Origin of the sequence: Serratia sp. OS31, from assembly GCF_014164835.1 — a bacterium.
GTDB classification, from domain to species: domain Bacteria; phylum Pseudomonadota; class Gammaproteobacteria; order Enterobacterales; family Enterobacteriaceae; genus Serratia; species Serratia liquefaciens_A.
Genome location: NZ_JACJFQ010000003.1, coordinates 212,431 through 229,347, shown reverse-complemented (window position 1 = coordinate 229,347; position 16,917 = coordinate 212,431). Strand labels below are relative to the sequence as shown.

The following is a 16,917-nucleotide window of genomic DNA, read 5'->3' as shown; positions in this document are numbered from 1 at the left end:
GCGTTACTCCATCATCTTCTCAATTGGCAACACCAGAATCGAACTGGCACCGAGCGCTTTCAGTTTTTCCATGGTTTCCCAGAACAGGGTTTCACTGCTGACCATGTGCATTGCCACGCGGTTTTGCGCGCCGGCCAGTGGCAGAATGGTTGGGCGTTCCGCGCCCGGCAGCAGCGCAACGATTTCGTCCAGGCGCTCGCTCGGCGCGTGCAGCATGATGTACTTGGATTCACGTGCCTGGATCACGCCCTGAATACGGGTCATCAGGCGGTCGATCAATTGCTGTTTGGCTTCAGGCATTTCACCGTCGCGTTGGATCAGGCAGGCTTTTGAGCGGTAAATCACTTCCACTTCGCGCAGGCCGTTGGCTTCCAGCGTGGCACCGGTGGAGACCAGGTCACAGATGGCGTCGGCCAGACCGGCACGCGGTGCCACCTCCACCGAACCGTTCAACAGGCAGGATTTGAAGCGCACGCCTTGCTTATCGAGGTATTGCTTCAGCAGGTGCGGATAAGAGGTGGCGATACGGGCGTCTTGCAGGCTTTGCGGGCCGGTGTATTCCGTGTCGAGCGAGGTAGCCAGCGACAGGCGGCAACCGCCGAAGTCCAGGCGGCGCAGGGTGAAGTAACGGGGATCTTCGCCCTGAGCGCGGCGGGTGAGCAGCTCTTCTTCCAGCACGTTCTCACCGATAATGCCCAGGTCGACCACGCCGTCCATCACCAGGCCTGGGATATCGTCATCACGGACGCGCAGGATATCAATCGGCATATTCTCCGCGAAGGCAATCAGGCGCTGTTGTTGCAGGTTGATTTTAATGCCGCAGCGCGCCAGCAGCTCCTGGGATTCATCACTCAGGCGGCCCGATTTCTGCATTGCTATCCGTAAACGTGTTTTGTCCAGCATGGTAACCTCTGTTTAATCTGTAATTTTATGAATTTATTTTAAAAATTATTTTTTCTGTCTGTCCGGAGCCAAAAAAAAACCCTCGGAAGAAATCTTCCGAGGGCTCTCTCTTGCATTCTGCGCGCCACTGGAAGATTAAAAAACCGTCTTCCAGCACACATCGCCTGAAAGACTAGTCAGGATGATGGTGATGATGGTGGCTGAACTGAATGCGTGTCATGGTGTTTTCTCTGTATAAAGTCGCTACAAACTCAATTGCTAATTAACCTAAACTATCCGCCGTCTGTCACGCAACCCTTTTTTACGGTCATAAATTTAATTTATTGAAACAGGTTGAGTTATTAGCTGGACGCGACTTTACCTAAGCTTAAACTGGGTGGATTGTATCACTTCACGCAGTGGCGTAGCCTTAATGGGCAAAGCGCAGCGATCTTCAAGAGAGGAAGATGATGAAAAAGGTAGCCATTATTGGTTTGGGCTGGTTGGGCATGCCGTTGGCCCTGTCGCTGATGAGCCGTGGGTTTGACGTCGTTGGCAGTAAAACGACGCCGGATGGCGTTGAGGCCGCACGGATGAGCGGTATTGAATGTTATCAGTTGGAAATGACGCCGGAGCTGATTTGCGAACCGGAAGATCTGGAGTCTTTGCTGCGCGTCGATGCGCTGGTGGTGACGCTGCCCGCGCGCCGCACCGTTGAAGGCAGCGAGAACTATTTCAATGCGGTACGCATGCTGGTGGACAGCGCGATGGCTTTCGGCGTACCGCGGATCCTGTTTACCAGTTCGACCTCGGTATACGGTGAAACTACCGGTACGGTACGCGAGGATTCGCCACTGCAGCCGGTTTCGCCTTCGGGGCGGGTGCTGGTGGAACTGGAGCGTTGGCTGCATGAACTGCCGAACACGTCGGTGGATATCTTGCGGTTGGCGGGACTGGTGGGGGGGGATCGCCACCCCGGCCGTTTCCTGGCCGGCAAAGTCGATGTGAAGGGCGGTTCGCAAGGGGTGAATCTGGTGCATCAGGATGATGTGATCGCCGCGATTCAACTGTTGCTGAAGCTGCCGAAAGGCGGTCACGTTTATAACCTTTGCGCCCTGGCCCATCCCACCAAGCGTGAATTTTACCCGGCGCTGGCCGAACAGCTGCATCTGGCACCGCCGCAGTTCGCCGTTGAGGCAGAGCAGGGAGGGCGTCTGGTGGACGGTAGCCGCATCTGCAATGAGCTGGGGTTCGAATATCAGTACCCCGATCCGGCGCGCATGCCGGTCAATTAATTGCTCTGTCTGACCCCGCGCCTGCGGGGTTTTTTGTCTGTGGCTCTCGCGCCAATCCGATCAAATCCTCTATCAGCGCCAACAGGGCTTCCTTCGGCGCCTCGGGCCGGGTCACCAGGCTCAGCGGTGCCTGGTAGGAGAGCGCCAGCCCGCCTAACTGCCTCAGTGCCCCCTGTTCTACCCAGCGTGCGGCGTAATGGGTTGGCAGATAACCGAGATATTCGCCGCTGAGCACCAGATGGGCGACTCCTTCCATATGGTGGGCGACGGCAGCGAGGTTTAACGGCGCCAACGGGCAGAGTTGCTGCGCCAACAGATAACCGCGCTTGACCCAACGGGCATTTTCAATTTGTTCGCGGCTCGGTTGCTCTGCGGTAAACAGCGGGTGATCGCTGCTGCAGTAGACCGCCTGCGTTTCGCTTATCCAGGGTTGATACTGCAATGCTTCCAACTGCTGGCCAAAATAACCGATGCCCAAATCGAGCTGCTGATTCAGCAGCCCCTGTTCTATTTCACCGGGGGCGCAAATTCGGCACTGCAACTCCACGTCCTGATGGCGACGTTGAAACTGTTTGATAGCACGGCTAAAGGGGTTGCCCGGCAGCGACACCAGATTATCCACCAACCCGATTTGCAGATCGCCGGTCAGCAGACCGTTCAGCGACTGGCTGACCCGGGTGAAGTCGCGTGCGGCGTTAAACAGGGTGCGGCAGGCGATCAATATTCGCTCCCCTTTGGGCGTCAGCATAAAGCCGGAGCGTCCTCGCTGGCACAGACGAAACCCCAGCCGGGTCTCCAGCGTCGCAAGATGGGTGCTGATGGTCGACTGATTCATCAACAGCGGCTCCTGGGCGGCGCTGACGCCATGGGCCTCCGCGACGGCGACGAATACCCGCAGCAGCCGCAGATCGATGTCGCTTAGATTAGTGAGCATCTTTTCCTCCGCAAAACTTCCCTTGTTAACCGATTGGTAACATCCATGGCGTCACCCTGATGGGCCAAAATCACTCTTTTTATGTCACAAATTACAAATAAAACCAACAGTTCAATGCGTTACCAAACATCGGTGTTTTCAATGCTTACATCACAAAGATGGAATGGTAGCTCTGTCGGGCATCGGGGTAGCCTGTATTTGTTATCTAAATGTTGAAATTAAATCATGCCTGAACGAGGAAAACACATGCTCAATCAACCCCAAAGTGGCAACGACATGCCGCGGTTTGCCGGTATCCCTACCATGATGCGCCTGCCCGTTGCCGAAAATGCGCGCGGTCTGGATGCGGCCTTCGTTGGCATTCCTCTTGATATTGGCACTTCAAACCGCAGCGGCACGCGCTATGGGCCACGGCAGATCCGTCAGGAGTCGGTGATGATCCGTCCGTACAACATGGGCACCGGCGCTGCCCCTTTCGAACGGTTGCAGGTTGCCGATCTGGGGGATGTCGCCATCAATCCCTACAGTCTGGCGGACAGCGTTAGACGCATCGAACTGGCCTATAGCGACATTCTGGCCCATGGCTGCATCCCGCTGACGCTGGGAGGCGATCACACGCTGACGTTGCCGATCCTGCGTGCCGCCGCCGGCCGTTATGGCCCGGTCGGTTTAATTCACGTGGATGCGCATTCAGACACCAATGAGGAGATGTTTGGCGAGCAACTGGCGCACGGCACCACTTTCCGTCGCGCTTTTGAAGAGGGGCTGTTGGCACCGCAACGGGTTGTGCAGATTGGGCTGCGGGGCAGCGGCTATGCAGCCGCTGATTTTGACTGGTCGCGCCGACAGGGATTCCGCGTCGTGCAGGCGGAAGAGTGCTGGCATCGCTCTTTAGCGCCGCTGATGGCTGAAGTGCGCGAGCAGATGGGCAATGCGCCAGTTTATCTCAGCTTCGATATCGATGGTCTGGATCCGGCGTTTGCTCCGGGTACCGGCACGCCGGAAGTTGGCGGGCTGTCGGTGTGGCAGGGCCTGGAAATTGTCCGAGGATGCCGGGGGCTGAATCTGATCGGCGCCGACGTGGTAGAGGTTTCACCGCCTTACGATCGTTCCGGTAATACCGCGTTGCTGGCGGCCAACCTGCTGTTTGAAATGCTGTGCGTGTTGCCTGGGCGATAAGGCACCGTCATACCTGACCGGCGGAGCCGTTGCGCCTGGATCCAATAACAATAATAAGCATGCGGAGTGACTCATGAATCTCGATCTGCTGGTAGTAGTGTTTTACTTTTTGGTGATAGGAGCGGTGGGCTGGTTAGGGGTGCGCCGGGCGACGACCAAAGAGGATTATCTGGTTGCCGGGCGTAATCTGGGGCCCTGTTTGTATCTGGGTACCTTGTCTGCGGTGGTGCTGGGCGGGGCATCAACCATCGGCAGCGTTAAACTGGGTTATACCTACGGCATCTCTGGCGTGTGGCTTTGCGGTGCGTTGGGGGCGGGCATTGTGGTGCTGAGCATGGTGTTGGCAAAGCCGTTGCTTAAGCTAAAGCTCTACACCGTCAGCCAGGTGCTGTCGCGACGTTATCACCCGGCGGCCAGGGTCACCAGCGGCGCCATTATGTTGGCCTACGATCTGATGGTGGCGGTGACGTCAATCATTGCCATCGGCAGCGTGATGCAGGTGATGTTTGACTTGTCGTTTACCGTTTCAATTTTGCTCGGCGGCGGTTTGGTGGTGCTGTATTCAACGTTGGGCGGCATGTGGTCACTGACGCTGACCGACATTATCCAGTTTATCATCATGACCGTCGGCATGATGCTGGTGCTGATGCCGATGAGCATCGTCAAAGCCGGGGGCTGGGCAGCGTTCAGCAGCCAACTGCCGGAAAGCTACTACCGGCTATCATCCATCGGCCTGGACACTATCGCGGTGTTCTTCCTGATCTACTTCTTCGGCATTTTGATTGGGCAGGATATCTGGCAGCGGGTATTTACCGCCCGCAGCAGCACCATTGCGCGCTATGCCGGGTTAGGCGCCGGGGTGTATTGCGTGCTGTATTGCGTGGCCGGCGCGTTGATCGGCATGGCCGGCAAGCTGGTGCTGCCGCAGCTGGCTAATACCGACGGGGCTTTTGCCGCCATTGCGCAGGCGGTGCTGCCGCCGGGCGTCAGCGGGTTGGTGGCCGCCGCCGCATTGGCTGCGCTGATGTCAACCGCCAGCGCCTGCCTGTTGGCGTCATCGACCATTGCGCTGGAGGACGTATTGCCGGCGATCCGCAAGCGCCCCTCGGGCGGGCTGGCAGCCGGACGATTCACTACGCTGATCATGGGTTGCATCATGCTGGGGTTGGCGTTTGTAGTTCGGGACGTGATGGCCGCGCTGACGCTGGCTTATAACCTGCTGGTGGGTGGCATGCTGATCCCGCTGATCGGCGCGATTTTCTGGCAACGGGCCACCAGCACCGGCGCGATCGCCAGCATGCTGACCGGCAGCCTGAGCGTTTTGGGGCTGATGTATTATCAGGGTATTGAAGCCAACAGCCCAATCTACGGCGGCTTGCTGGCGGGCGGCGCGGCCTTCGTGATGGGCAGCTTATTGACCCGGCCAAGCCCGCAGCCGCAGGTGCAACCCGAGTAGCCGGTCACCCGGGGCTGCCATGCGCAGCCCCATTATCGTTTACAGCCAGCCGGATCGCTTCAGTTTCTGGTAAAGGAAGAAGCAGCCGACGACGGTGATCCCCAGCGTGGTGTGGTAGGCCCAGGGGAACTTCAGCTCCGGCATATCGGCGAAGTTCATGCCATACAGGCTGAATATCACCGTAGGGATCGCCAGGATCGCCCCCCAACCGGCCAGGCGTTTCACCACTTCATTCTGTTTTACGGTGACCAGCGCCAAATTGACGTGCATCGCGTTAGTCAGCATTTCGCGCATATCGTCGATATTGCTGACCACCTGATGCGCATGGTCCTGAACATCGCGTACGTAAGCGCGCAGTTCTTTCGGGATCACTTCCTCATGCAGGCGGATCAGCTGATTGCAGATTTCGTCCATCGGCATCGCGGCATTGCGCAGCGCCAGCAGGTGCCGCCGCAGGGTATAGACGTTCTCGATGGCGGCCTGATCAAAATCCGATTTGAACATATTGGCTTCGATACCTTCGATGGTCGACTCGAACTTCGCCACCACGGTACGGTAATTATCCACCACAAAGTCCAATACCGAATACAGGGCAAAGCCCGGGCCGCGGCACATTTGCTTGCGGTTCTCTTCGGCTTTGGCGCGGATCGGGGCGTAGCTCGGTGATTCGCCGTGGCGTACCGTGATCAGGAAGTTTTTACCCACGAAGAAGTGCGTTTCGCCGTACTCAATTTCGTCATTGCCCCATTGCGCGGTTTTGACCACGATAAACAGCGAGTCACCGTAGGCTTCAAGTTTCGGCCGCTGGTGGGCACACAGCGCATCCTCAATCGCCAGATCGTGCAGCCCGAACTCCTCCTGCACTTTGCGCATAAAGGCGTCTTCCGGCTGCCACAGCCCGAGCCAGACGAAGGTATCCGGCTGTTTGACCACCTCGCTGATATCATCAATGGTCACTTCGCCCAGCCGTTCACCGGCTTTGTATGCCACGCAATTCACAACCATGGTTGCGGTTTCCATCAGGTCACCTGCTATTCAATAAGGGTTTTGGTAAGAAAGTAACATTCATGTTCCACCGGGTAATTCTGCAGCGTCATCTGCAGCTGATAACCCAGTTTTTCGTAGAACGGCCGCGCCTGAAAACTAAAGGTATCCAAACGAACATAGCGGCAACCGCGCGCTTTCGCCTCCTGTTCCGCCGCCAGCAACACTTTGCGACCCAGGCCGCTGCCGCGTTGCGAATCCGCTACCCACAGCCATTCGACGCTCAGCCAGTTGCCCCAGGTCTCGCCGGTCAGGCCGGCGACCACCTGGCCGGCGGTGTCCCGGGCGTAAACGCCAACTGGTTTACGTTGGCTGGGATCCACATAGGGGCTGTTATGGGCTCGCAGCCCCTGACGGATAGCGTCGAGGGTGTCTTCATTGAGCGTCTCGGTTACGGTGATGTTCATCTTTCCTCCTTGGTGAACCCTTAACTTAAGCACAGTCTGCTCAAAAGGCAACACGTTGAAATTTAAAACAAACGTCAAAATCAGCCTGCTGGGCTACACTGAGTAGGTTGTTTTTTGTCCAGGAGGACGCTATGCACCGATTAACTATGATGACGGCCGCTTTACTGTTGTTCAGCGGCTTGCTGCACGCCGCGCCGACGGTAACGCAATTGCAGGACAAGCTGGAACACCCGTGGTCGCTGGCATTTTTACCCGACGAACAGGGAATGTTAATCACCGAACGGCCGGGGCGTTTACGGCTGTGGCAGCCGGGCCAGGGGCTTTCGGCACCCATCGCCGGTGTGCCGCAGGTGTATGCCCAAGGCCAGGGCGGTTTGCTGGAAGTGTTGCTGGCGCCAGATTTTTCCACCAGCCGGCGCGTTTATCTCAGCTTCGCCGAAGCGGGCGATGACGGCAAGGCCGGGACGGCGGTAGGCTATGGGCAGCTCAGTACCGACAACCGACGCCTGGAGAATTTCAAGGTGATCTTCCGCCAGCTACCCAAGCTGTCGGTCGGCAATCATTTTGGGGGCAAGCTGGCGTTTGATCGTCAGGGGAATTTGTTTATCGCGCTGGGGGAAAATAACCAGCGGCCGACGGCGCAGGACCTGGACAAGTTACAGGGCAAAATGGTGCGCTTAACTGCCGACGGCGCGGTACCGCCGGATAATCCTTTTGTCGGCCAGGCCGGCAAGCGGCCGGAAATTTGGTCCTACGGCCACCGCAATCCTCAGGGGCTGGCGTTGAATCCGTGGAGCGGGGTGATGTGGGAGAACGAACACGGTCCACGCGGTGGCGACGAGGTCAATATTCCGCAGGCAGGGAAAAACTACGGCTGGCCGATAGCCACCTATGGCATCAATTACTCCGGGCTGGCGATCCCGGAGGCGAAAGGACAGAAGGTCGCCGGTACCGAACAGCCCCTGCATTATTGGCCGGTGTCACCGGGTATCAGCGGCATGGCATTCTATGATTCGCCTCGTTTCCCTGCCTGGAAGCATTCGCTGTTTATTGGCGCACTGGCCCAGGAAGCGCTGATCCGCCTGACGCTGCAGGGGGACAAAGTGGTCTCTGAAGAAAGGCTGCTGGAGGATCGTGGAGAACGCATTCGTGAAGTGCGGGTCGGGCCTGACGGCTACCTTTATCTGTTAACCGATGCAAGCAACGGCAAGCTGCTGCGGGTGGGGCTCTAGGCGAAAATGGCGCCCCAGCGGATGCGGGGCGCAGGAAACTCAGGTTAATTCGCTCATCACGCCGCGCTGATAGGCCGGGCGTTCGCTTAGTTGCTTATACCAGCGCTCCATGTTTGGGCGCGGCTGGCGCTTGATCGGCATGGAGAACCAGGCGTAGGCGAAACTGCCCAGCGGGATATCGCCGATGCCGAAGTCTTCACCGGAAAGGTAAGGCTGACGACCCAGGGTGTCTTCCACAATGTCGAAATGCTTTTCCAATGTGGCGATTGCCGCTTCGATCTTCGCCATATCGCGCAGTTCCGGCTTGGTGCGTACCATCCCCCAGAACACCACGCTAAAGTGACTGACAATGGTGGCGGTGGTCCAGTCCATCCATTTTTCGGCACTGGCGCGTGCCTGCAGATCCTGCGGATAGAAAGGTTCAGCGCCAAACTTCGCGGCCAGATAGCGCACTATGGTGTTGGACTCCCACAGCACAAAGTCATCGTCTTGCAGCAGCGGCACCAGGCCATTCGGGTTCAATGAACGGTAGAGCTCGTCGTTCACCTTGCCGAATGCGCCACCGGCGTTGATATGGCTGTAACTCAGCTCCAATTCTGCGGCGCACCACAGCACTTTCCTGACGTTGTTCGAATTTTCACGACCCCAAATGGTCAGCATAGAACGCCTCTTTTACGTGGGTTAATCAACCTAACCAATTATTCCTACTCCACAATTCAGCGCTTGTCACACTGGAAGGCATTTTTTGCCGACGTGGGCGACACATTCAGCGATCCCAGCGGCAGATCTCCCAACCGTGCTCCAGCGCCAGCGCGTTGAGCTCGCTGTCGGGGTTGATCACCGTGGCGCTATCGACATATTCCAGCATCGCTTTGTCGTTGAGGGAGTCGCTGTAGCCATGGCTGTGCTCGAAGCTCAGTTCCGGATGTTCAGCCAACCATTTTTTCAGGCGGATAACCTTGCCCTGTTGGTAGGTCATGGTGCCGTAGGTGTTGCCGGTGAAGCGGCCGTCTTGCACTTCGACGCCGATGGCCAGCGCGCCGTCAGCGCCAAGCTGGGCGGCAATCGGCGCCACCAGGTGCTCGCCCGTGGCGGAAATGACCAGAATGCAGTCGCCGCGCTCGCGGTGCCACAGCAGCCGTTCACGGGCGGCAGGGTAGACTCGCGGCAGAATATCGCGGCGAATATATCGCTGCACCCAGCCGGCCACCGTCTCGGTACTCAGGCCGGCCAGCGGTGCCAACGTGGCCTGCATATAGTCCTCCATGGACAGCTTGCCCTGATAATAGTGCTGCATCAGTTGTTGTTCCTGCTGTTCCAGTTCCGCCGGTGCAAACCCTTCAGTAACCAACCAACGCATCCATAGGCTGGCGCTGTCTTCATCAATCAGGGTTTCGTCCAGGTCGAACAAGGCTAAATCCATCAGTATTTCTCCGGCAGGCAGGGAGGGGGAATGGGGCTGTTTATAGAATAGCGGATAGCGTTAGTCGCCAGCCAGTGGCGACGACGAAATTGCGCAGAGCATAAGTAACATTGATGACAGTTTTGCGACACTTTGTTGAAGGTTTGCATAACTTAGAACGCAACAATATTGGCTCGGGCCTTTGTACGGGTGGTAACTATAGGGGCAATACGCTGGCCATCCAGGAGTTGAAGATGCTGATAATTCGCCTTTATACCGGCCCGATTTTTGTTGGGGATGAAGAGGAACAGGATAATGACACCACCACAGACGCTGAAGAGGCTGCCGCTGCTGGATCTTTCGCAGCTTGATGGCGACGCCGGGCAGCGGCAGGCGTTTCTTGACGGTTTGCGTATTGCGGCGCGTGATGTCGGCTTTTTTTATTTGCGCGGCCACGGCGTTGATAGTGACCTGAATGCGCAGCTGCAACGGCTGGCGAGGCAGTTTTTCGCCCTGCCGGAAGCCGACAAACTGGCGGTGCAGATGGTGCATTCGCCGCATTTTCGCGGCTATAACCGTGCGGCGGCAGAATTGACCCGCGGCCAGCCGGACTGGCGCGAACAGTTTGATATCGGTGCAGAGCGGGCGGCGCTGCAGCTGGCTGAAGACACTCCACGCTGGGCGCGTTTGCAAGGGCCAAATCAATGGCCGGAGGCACTGCCCGAGCTGAAACCGCTGTTATTGCAATGGCAGCAGGCGATGACCGCCATGTCGCTGCGGCTGTTGCGTGCCTTTGCCCTGTCGCTTTCACTGCCGGAACAAGCGTTTGATTCGCTCTACGGCGACAAACCCAATGAACATATCAAACTGATCCGCTATCCAGGGCGTGAAGCGACCGCCAGCGGGCAAGGGGTGGGCGCCCATAAAGACTCCGGTTTTCTCAGCTTTCTGCTGCAGGATCGGCAAAAAGGACTGCAGGTTGAAGTCGACGAAGGGCGCTGGGTTGACGCCGAACCGCTTGAGGATACCTTTGTGGTCAACATTGGCGAATTGCTGGAGTTGGCGACCAATGGCTATTTGCGGGCCACCGTGCACCGTGTGGAGACGCCACCGGCAGGGAGCGACAGGTTGTCGATTGCTTTCTTTCTGGGCGCGCGACTGGACGCGGTGGTGCCCTTGTATCAGCTTCCGGAGCCTCTGGCGGCAGAGGCGCAAGGGCCGGCCAGCGATCCGCACAATCCGCTGTTACGCGATGTGGGCTTTAACTACCTGAAAGGACGCATCCGTTCCCATCCGGACGTGGCACAGCGTTATTACCAGGACGTCGTTGCTTAAGGGCAGCGGCGCCGCATATGGCGCCCAACGGGGTGAGTCGGGTCGAACATGTTCGACCCGATTGTTTTGAATTACTCTGCCAGTGCCTGCTGCAGATCGGCGATCAAATCTTCCGCATCCTCAATCCCTACCGACAGGCGCAGCAATTGCGGTGTGATGCCGGTTTTCAGCCGCTGTTCCAGCGGGATAGAAGCATGAGTCATGCTGAACGGCTGACTGATCAGGCTTTCCACGCCACCCAGACTTTCGGCCAGGGTAAACAGACGTGAACGTTTGATTACCCGGCGCGCATAGGCGTCGTCGCCTTTCAACCGAACTGAAATCATGCCGCCGAAGCTGCTCATCTGCTTTGTCGCCAGCGCGTGCTGCGGATGGCTCGGCAGGCCAGGGTAGTAGACCTCTTCTACCTGAGGTTGGCCTTCCAGCCACTGGGCAATATGCAAGGCGCTATTGCTGTGGCGCTCCATGCGCAGCGCTAACGTGCGGATACCGCGCAGCGTCAGGAAGCTGCTGAACGGATCGAGAATGCCGCCCACCGCGTTTTGCAGGAACCCAAGCTGTTCGGCCAGCTCTGGGTTATTTCCCACCGCAGCAACCCCGGCGACAACGTCGGAGTGGCCGTTGAGGTATTTGGTGGCAGAATGCACCACCACATCAAAGCCGAGATCCAGTGGACGCTGAATATAAGGCGAGGCAAAGGTGTTGTCCGCGACGCTGATTAAACCGTGTTTTTTAGCGATGGTGGCGATGGCGCTCAGATCCGCCAATTTCAGCAGCGGGTTGGTCGGTGTTTCTACCCAAATCATTTTTGTGTCGGGTTCAATCGCCTGTTCCAGTGCGGCCAGGTCCGCCGGTGAAACATAGGTGACGCGCAGGCCGGCAGTGCGGCTGCGTACCTTCTCCAGCAGGCGATAAGTGCCGCCGTACAGATCGTCGACCGCCACCAGATGGCTGCCCTGATCGAGCAGCTCCAGCACGGTTGAACAGGCTGCCAGGCCAGAGGCAAAGGCGTAGCCGCGGCTGCCGCCTTCCAGTTCGGCGATGGCGCTCTCCAATGCGGTGCGCGTTGGGTTGGCGCTGCGTGAATATTCATAACCGGTATGCTCTCCCGGCGCCGGTTGGGCGTAGGTGGAGGTGGCATAAATGGCCGGCATTACCGCACCGGTGGCATCCGGCGTGTAACCGGCATGAACGGTCAACGTATCAAACTTGGCCATACAATCATTCCTTATTAACGTAATTTTTGGCGCCAGGCGTTAAGCACGTCTGTGCGGGTAATCAAACCGAGGAAACGCTCACCGTCGAGGACCACCGCTACGTGGCCGTGATTGAAGGTGGCAAGTAAATCCTGGTAGCTGGCTTCTTTTTGCAGCGTATTGACCGAATGGGTCATAGCGCGGGCGGCCGGCAGACTGAAGTGGCTGGCATCCGCCTGCACGGCGTTGAGCAGATCCCACTCGTCGATCAGGCCGACGACCCGATCGCCTTCCAGCACCGGCAGCTGCGAGATGTCATACAGCCTCATACGGGCATGAACGATAGCCAGCGTGTCTTCCGCCGTGACCGAAACGGCGGCCCCCTCGTCATGACGGTAGGCGATCAAATCGCGTAAATCCTGATGCTGCGGCTTGCTCAGCAGGCCTTGTTCCAGCATCCAGTGGTCGTTATACATTTTAGACAGGTATTTGTTGCCGCTGTCGCAGACGAAGGTGACCACGCGTTTCGGCTCTGTCTGCGCCTGGCAATAGCGCAGCGCTGCCGCCAACAGGGTGCCGGTGGACGAACCTGCCAGCACGCCTTCTTTGCGCAGCAGATCGCGCGCGGTGGTGAAGGCTTCGGCATCGCCGATACGGTAGGCATTGCGTACCTGGTTAAAGTCGCTCAGCGGCGGAATGAAATCTTCGCCGATCCCTTCCACCAGCCAACTGCCGGCCTCGCCGACCTGGCCGTTATCAAGATAGTCAGCCAGGATCGAACCGGCCGGATCCGCCAACACGAACTCGGTTTGCGGCGAGACTTCGGCAAAATAGTGGCTCAGACCGCCGAGCGTGCCACCGGAACCGACGCCGACCACGATGGCATCGACCTGATGATCCATCTGTTGCCACAGTTCCGGTGCGGTGGTGCGGGTATGGGCCGCCGGGTTGGCCGGGTTGTTAAACTGATCGATATAAAACGCCCCGGGGATTTCGTCGGCCAGGCGTTTGGCGTAATCCTGATAGTAAGCCGGGTGCCCCTTGCCCACGTCGGAGCGGGTCAGCACCACTTCTACCCCCAGGGCGCGCAGATGGAAAATCTTCTCGCGGCTCATCTTGTCCGGTACCACCAGCAACAGCTTATAACCCTTCAGGGCCGCCACCAGCGCCAGGCCCAGGCCGGTGTTGCCGGCGGTGGCTTCAATGATGGTGCCGCCGGGCTGCAGGCTGCCGTCGCGTTCCGCCTGCTCGATCATCGACAGCGCCACGCGGTCTTTGATGGAGCCGCCGGGGTTTTGATTCTCAAGCTTGACGAACAGGCGGCAGGGGCCGGTATCGAACTGAGTCAGTTCCAGCATCGGGGTATTGCCGATCATATCGATGACGGAATGCGGTATTGCCATGAGGATCTCCAGAATAATTCGGTTTAAAGGCCGTTATCTGGATGATAGCGCTGTCAATAAGCCTATTAAAAAGAACAAATAACCACTCAATATGCCTTTTTGGAATATATTAATTCAATTTAGATGTATGGAGGCATGGATGTTCAGCGGTGCAGATGTTCAGCCGTGTAGCCGTGAGCCGTTTAAAAAAGCGACGCACCGTCGGCTTTTCATCCAATTTGCGCGTAACAGCGTACAGTTATGTAAAAATGCTGAAAATTCACGCTAAACCCTGCAAAAATAAGATGAATCTAATAAACTCACAGCAAGGGCATTTTCGGTGCGCCGCTCAACCCGTCATGGGGCCGCAGGGAGTTTGCGGTTGGCAGGCGCGTGCCGGGCCACTCTCGCTGGTTGGCTGAAAACGTGAATATGTTTGAAAGTTAACGCTATTTCAATAATTTGAATGGACACTCTGGCGACGTCATGATGAAAAAAAACTTTTCCACTACCCTGAAAAAATTAACCTTTAGCGTCAGCATCCTGCTGTTGGCTGCGCCTGTCGTACAGGCGGCGGAAGCCCCGGCCGCCCCGCAGGTTGATGCCAAGGCTTTTGTGCTGATGGATTACAACAGCGGCAAAATTCTGACGGAGGGCAATGCCGATACCCGGCTCGATCCCGCCAGCCTGACCAAGATCATGTCCAGTTACGTGATTGGCCAGGCGATCAAGGCCGGCAAGATCAAGCCGGAAGACATGGTCACCGTAGGTAAAGACGCCTGGGCCACCGGTAACCCGGCGCTGCGCGGCTCCTCGCTGATGTTTATCAAGCCGGGCGACCAGGTGCCGGTGATGGAACTGAACAAAGGCATCGTCATTCAATCGGGTAACGATGCCAGCATCGCGCTGGCCGATTACGTTGCGGGCAGCCAGGATTCGTTTGTTGGCCTGATGAACAACTACGCCAAATCGCTGGGTTTACAGAACACCCATTTCCTGACGGTGCATGGGCTGGATGCGGAAGGGCAGTACAGCACCGCGCGTGATATGGCGCTGCTGAGCCAGGCGCTGATCCGCGACGTGCCGGATGAATATGCGCTGCATAAAGAAAAAGAATTCACCTTCAACAAGATCCGCCAGGTTAACCGCAACCGTCTGTTGTGGAGCTCCAACCTGAACGTTGACGGCATCAAAACCGGTTATACCGGCGGCGCCGGTCATAATCTGGTGGCCTCTGCCACCGACGGCCCGATGCGCCTGATCTCGGTGGTGCTGGGTGCTCCGAGCGATCGCATCCGCTTTAGCGAAAGTGAAAAGCTGCTGACCTGGGGCTTCCGCTTCTACGAAACCGCCACCCCTATCAAAACCGACAAGCCGTTTGTTACCCAGAAAGTGTGGTTTGGCGACGTTGGTGAGGTGCCGTTGGGCGTAGCGAAAGACGCGGCGGTCACTATCCCGAAAGGGCAGATGAAAAACCTGAAGGCCAGTTACAAGCTGAACCAGCCGACGCTGGAAGCGCCATTGGCAAAAAATCAGGTGGTTGGCACCATAGATTTCCAGCTTGACGGCAAAACCATCGAGCAATATCCGCTGGTGGCGATGCAAGAGGTGAAAGAAGGGAACTTCTTCAGCCGCATCTGGGATATGGTGATGATGAAACTGACCCAGTGGTTCGGCAGCGTGTTCGGTTAACTCCGCTGGCAGCAAGCTTAATGACGAGGGCGCAATGATTGCGCCCTCATTTTTTATCAGTTACAGGCGACCACCTTGATCGCCAGACCGCCCTGCGACGTCTCGCGGTATTTGGCGTTCATGTCCTTGCCCGTCTCATACATGGTTTCAATCACCTTATCCAGGCACACCCGCGGCTCGCTGGTGCGGCGCAGGGCCATACGTGCGGCATTGACCGCTTTCACCGCGGAAATCGCGTTACGTTCGATACAGGGCACCTGAACCTGGCCCGCCAAGGGATCGCAGGTCAGCCCGAGGTGGTGCTCCATGGCAATCTCCGCCGCGATGCAAACCTGAGCCGGGCTGCCGCCCATCAATTCTGCCAGACCGGCCGCCGCCATGGAGCAGGCGACGCCCACTTCTCCCTGACAGCCCACTTCGGCACCCGAAATAGAGGCATTCATCTTATACAGTGCACCAATGACGCCGGAGGTCAGGAAGTAACGGCTATAGGAATTAGGATTCACCGGGCGAATAAACTGGTCGTAATAGGCCAGCACCGCCGGGATGATGCCGCAGGCACCGTTGGTTGGGGCGGTCACCACGCGGCCACCGGCGGCGTTTTCTTCATTCACGGCGAAGGCGAACATATTGATCCAATCAACCACGTTCATCGGATCGATGTTGTTCTTGTCGCCGGTCACCAGAATACGGCGCAGAGCTGCGGCGCGGCGCTGAACCTTCATTGGGCCTGGCAGCAGGCCTTCGGTGTTCATGCCGCGTTCAATACCGGCGCGCATCACTTGCCAGACCTCGGCGAAATGCGCGTCGATCTCGGCCTTGCTGTGCAAAGCCAGTTCGTTTTGCATCACCAGACCGGACAGCGAAAGACCGGCGTCCTTGCAGTGCTGCTGCAAATCGCGCGCCGAGCTGAACGGGAAGGGCACCTGAATCGGATTGGCCTCCGACAGGCCGAAGTGTTCTTCGTCGACGATAAAACCACCGCCGGTAGAGTAATAGGTTTTGCTGTGCAGCAGACGTTCGTCGGCGAAGGCGCTAATGCGCATGCCGTTTTCATGCAGCGGCAGATTATTGCTGTGGAAGTTCATGCTGGTTTGCAGCGGAAAATCCACTTCGTGATGACCCTTGGCCATCAGCAGGCGACCGCGTTGCTCAACGTCGCGGATAAAACCGGCGATACCGTCGATATCCACGTCGTGCGGCAGGTTACCCGCCAGGCCCATGATGATGGCGATATCCGTGTGGTGTCCTTTGCCGGTCAGAGACAGCGAACCGTAGACGTCCACCACGACGCGGGTGGTATCCATCAACTGCTGGCTGGCGATCAACTCATCGGTGAACAGCTTGCCGGCTTTCATCGGACCGACGGTGTGGGAGCTGGATGGACCAATACCAATTTTAAAAATATCGAAAACGCTGACCATGGTCTCGCCTCCTTCTTCAGGTGTTAGGCGTTAATGCAGGAAAGGGGGCCGTGCAGA

General features: G+C 57.6%; 17 protein-coding genes and 1 other annotated feature. Of the genes, 7 read left to right on the top strand and 10 right to left on the bottom strand.

What is annotated here, in order from left to right:
• Window positions 1-3: 3 nt before the first annotated feature.
• Window positions 4-903 (bottom strand): ATP phosphoribosyltransferase, encoded by a 900-nt coding sequence (gene hisG, locus H5P17_RS04905; protein WP_041414374.1) that lies wholly within the window; start codon window positions 901-903, stop codon window positions 4-6.
• Window positions 904-973: 70 nt separating this feature from the next.
• Window positions 974-1,100 (bottom strand) — a sequence feature (His leader region).
• Window positions 1,076-1,123 (bottom strand): his operon leader peptide, encoded by a 48-nt coding sequence (gene hisL / locus H5P17_RS04900; RefSeq protein ID WP_101495319.1) that lies wholly within the window; start codon window positions 1,121-1,123, stop codon window positions 1,076-1,078. Its footprint overlaps the feature before it by 25 nt.
• Window positions 1,124-1,352: 229 nt before the next feature.
• On the opposite strand from hisL, the gene H5P17_RS04895 reads away from it, so the two are divergent.
• Window positions 1,353-2,177 carry an SDR family oxidoreductase gene (locus H5P17_RS04895; protein ID WP_182821636.1) on the top strand — a complete coding sequence of 275 codons (825 nt, stop codon included), beginning with the start codon at window positions 1,353-1,355 and terminating at the stop codon, window positions 2,175-2,177.
• On the opposite strand, the gene H5P17_RS04890 is transcribed toward H5P17_RS04895, so the two are convergent.
• Window positions 2,170-3,111, bottom strand: coding sequence for a LysR family transcriptional regulator (locus H5P17_RS04890; protein WP_182821591.1), 942 nt, complete (start codon window positions 3,109-3,111; stop codon window positions 2,170-2,172). The genes H5P17_RS04895 and H5P17_RS04890 overlap by 8 nt on opposite strands.
• Before the next feature lie 246 nt (window positions 3,112-3,357).
• Between H5P17_RS04890 and speB the strand changes: the two genes are divergently transcribed.
• Together speB and H5P17_RS04880 are read left to right on the top strand one after the other, a co-directional pair.
• Window positions 3,358-4,290 carry an agmatinase gene (speB, locus tag H5P17_RS04885; RefSeq protein ID WP_044549407.1) on the top strand — a complete coding sequence of 311 codons (933 nt, stop codon included), beginning with the start codon at window positions 3,358-3,360 and terminating at the stop codon, window positions 4,288-4,290.
• Between the two features lie 73 nt (window positions 4,291-4,363).
• Entirely contained in the window at window positions 4,364-5,746 is a 1,383-nt protein-coding gene (locus tag H5P17_RS04880; RefSeq protein ID WP_182821589.1) for a sodium:solute symporter, read from the top strand.
• Between the two features lie 39 nt (window positions 5,747-5,785).
• Here H5P17_RS04880 and H5P17_RS04875 read toward each other — a convergent pair whose 3' ends face one another.
• Together H5P17_RS04875 and H5P17_RS04870 are read right to left on the bottom strand one after the other, a co-directional pair.
• Window positions 5,786-6,766, bottom strand: a complete 981-nt coding sequence (locus H5P17_RS04875; RefSeq protein ID WP_044549410.1) for a magnesium and cobalt transport protein CorA — start codon at window positions 6,764-6,766, stop codon at window positions 5,786-5,788.
• An 11-nt stretch (window positions 6,767-6,777) separates the two neighbouring features.
• Window positions 6,778-7,197 (bottom strand): N-acetyltransferase, encoded by a 420-nt coding sequence (locus H5P17_RS04870; protein ID WP_044549412.1) that lies wholly within the window; start codon window positions 7,195-7,197, stop codon window positions 6,778-6,780.
• A gap of 131 nt (window positions 7,198-7,328) precedes the next feature.
• Here H5P17_RS04870 and H5P17_RS04865 point away from each other — a divergent pair, with 131 nt between their 5' ends.
• Window positions 7,329-8,429: a PQQ-dependent sugar dehydrogenase gene (locus H5P17_RS04865; protein ID WP_182821587.1), complete on the top strand. Its 1,101-nt coding sequence runs from the start codon at window positions 7,329-7,331 to the stop codon at window positions 8,427-8,429.
• A gap of 39 nt (window positions 8,430-8,468) precedes the next feature.
• On the opposite strand, the gene H5P17_RS04860 is transcribed toward H5P17_RS04865, so the two are convergent.
• Window positions 8,469-9,089: a glutathione S-transferase family protein gene (locus tag H5P17_RS04860; protein WP_044549418.1), complete on the bottom strand. Its 621-nt coding sequence runs from the start codon at window positions 9,087-9,089 to the stop codon at window positions 8,469-8,471.
• Between the two features lie 106 nt (window positions 9,090-9,195).
• Window positions 9,196-9,852: an HAD family phosphatase gene (locus H5P17_RS04855; RefSeq protein ID WP_182821585.1), complete on the bottom strand. Its 657-nt coding sequence runs from the start codon at window positions 9,850-9,852 to the stop codon at window positions 9,196-9,198.
• 113 nt (window positions 9,853-9,965) lie between these two features.
• Between H5P17_RS04855 and H5P17_RS04850 the strand changes: the two genes are divergently transcribed.
• Both H5P17_RS04850 and H5P17_RS04845 read left to right on the top strand, forming a co-directional pair.
• Window positions 9,966-10,202 (top strand): hypothetical protein, encoded by a 237-nt coding sequence (locus H5P17_RS04850; RefSeq protein WP_182821640.1) that lies wholly within the window; start codon window positions 9,966-9,968, stop codon window positions 10,200-10,202.
• Entirely contained in the window at window positions 10,147-11,166 is a 1,020-nt protein-coding gene (locus tag H5P17_RS04845; protein ID WP_182821583.1) for an isopenicillin N synthase family oxygenase, read from the top strand. The genes H5P17_RS04850 and H5P17_RS04845 overlap by 56 nt, the downstream gene beginning before the upstream one ends.
• Before the next feature lie 71 nt (window positions 11,167-11,237).
• Here the strand turns inward: H5P17_RS04845 and H5P17_RS04840 are convergent, their stop codons facing one another.
• Window positions 11,238-12,383 (bottom strand): PLP-dependent aspartate aminotransferase family protein, encoded by a 1,146-nt coding sequence (locus H5P17_RS04840; protein ID WP_182821582.1) that lies wholly within the window; start codon window positions 12,381-12,383, stop codon window positions 11,238-11,240.
• A 14-nt stretch (window positions 12,384-12,397) separates the two neighbouring features.
• A complete protein-coding gene (locus H5P17_RS04835) occupies window positions 12,398-13,765 on the bottom strand; it encodes a cystathionine beta-synthase (RefSeq protein WP_182821580.1) in 1,368 nt (455 codons plus the stop codon).
• A 465-nt stretch (window positions 13,766-14,230) separates the two neighbouring features.
• On the opposite strand from H5P17_RS04835, the gene H5P17_RS04830 reads away from it, so the two are divergent.
• Window positions 14,231-15,436: a serine hydrolase gene (locus H5P17_RS04830; protein ID WP_044549426.1), complete on the top strand. Its 1,206-nt coding sequence runs from the start codon at window positions 14,231-14,233 to the stop codon at window positions 15,434-15,436.
• A gap of 56 nt (window positions 15,437-15,492) precedes the next feature.
• Here H5P17_RS04830 and H5P17_RS04825 read toward each other — a convergent pair whose 3' ends face one another.
• Window positions 15,493-16,860, bottom strand: coding sequence for an L-serine ammonia-lyase (locus tag H5P17_RS04825; RefSeq protein WP_182821578.1), 1,368 nt, complete (start codon window positions 16,858-16,860; stop codon window positions 15,493-15,495).
• Window positions 16,861-16,917: the final 57 nt, after the last annotated feature.